The sequence below is a fragment of the Cylindrospermopsis sp. CR12 genome, from assembly GCF_001432185.1.
Classification (GTDB): Bacteria; Cyanobacteriota; Cyanobacteriia; order Cyanobacteriales; family Nostocaceae; genus Raphidiopsis; species Raphidiopsis raciborskii.
This window is the reverse complement of the sequence record NZ_LMVE01000112.1, coordinates 1-1,364: the sequence shown is the minus strand read 5'-3', so window position 1 is coordinate 1,364 and position 1,364 is coordinate 1. Positions and strand designations below refer to the sequence as shown.

The following is a 1,364-nucleotide window of genomic DNA, read 5'->3' as shown; positions in this document are numbered from 1 at the left end:
TAAAAAGCGATGGCTCTGTTGTGACCTGGGGAGGTTGGTCTGGAGGGAACAGCAGTAGTGTGAGCAGTCAGTTGACAAGTGGGGTGGTATCCTTCGCTGACCCATTTAACGACGATCGCCTGGTTCCATTATCCACAACGTCCTCCATCACCCTAGCCGTTTCTCCTACATCTCCTACAACCGTTACAGAAGATGGCACACCCAACCTTATCTACACCTTCACCCGCACGGGAGTTAGGACAAATGCCCTCACTGTCAACTACACCGTGGGGGGAACTGCCAAAATAGGCACGGATTATACAGGAATTACCACCGCAGGAACTACAAAAACCGTCACCTTTGCAGCAGGGTCATCCACAGCTACAGTTACAGTTGACCCCACTGCTGACAGCACAGTAGAAAATGATGAAACAGTCATCTTAACCCTAGCATCAGGTACTGGTTACACCATTGGAACCACTACTGGAGTCACAGGGACAATTACCAATGATGACAATCAACCCAAAGTAATATCTGGCACAGACCAAGGAGATGATATAAATGCCACCAGGGGTCAAACCACGGTAATGCCCGGAAAAGGGGATGACATTATTAGGGTAAATAGTGCGAGTGTGGTGATTATTGAACTACCGAACGAAGGTAATGACACTGTATTTTCCAGTATTAACTATAATCTAGCTTCCCTCCCACAGATAGAGAACTTAACCCTCTGGGGTACGGGGGATATCAATGGCATAGGTAACATGAGGGACAATATAATCACCGGAAACAGTGGTCAAAACGTGCTGACAGGACTAAAAGGAAATGACACCTTTGTGTTTAACCTTGGGGATTCCGTAGTGGGTAAACCAGATAGAATAGGGGATTTTCAATTTGGCAAGGACAAGATAAGGGTGAATGGAGTGTCACCAAGTGTATTAACCCGTGCTAGCAATAACAGTGCTAGTACATTGAATAGTTTGGTGGATAGTGTATTTATTGATGGGAATGGAGCAACAAGTGGAAATCAGGGTTTGGGGACCAACAGTGCAGCATTGGTCGTGTCAACAGCACAAGGAATAGGTGGCACTTATTTAATAGTGAATGATGGGGTAGGAGGGTTTAATCCTGCTACAGATTTGGTGATTAATCTAACGGGATATAGTAGTAATTTACCGGATTTAGGAAATATAGCAGTGGGTAGTGTGTTTGTGTAGAAATAGATCATGTGACTCACCCACATATTATTCATACAAATCTTAACCAACCTAACCCATACCAATAAAAACCAGATCATAAAATATTTTTATCATTCAATCTAAAACTGTTGCTAATTTATGTTTTGTCATGGTATACTCGCAACGGATAATTACCAAGGTGACCTT

The 1,364-nt window shown here is 43.5% G+C and carries 1 protein-coding gene; it reads left to right on the top strand.

The genetic code is table 11. The features are described 5' to 3' along the window. Window positions 1-1,196 (top strand): bluetail domain-containing putative surface protein (locus ASL19_RS17915; protein ID WP_304437820.1); only part of this gene is annotated, 1,196 nt, incomplete at its 5' end. Window positions 1,197-1,364 lie beyond the last annotated feature (168 nt).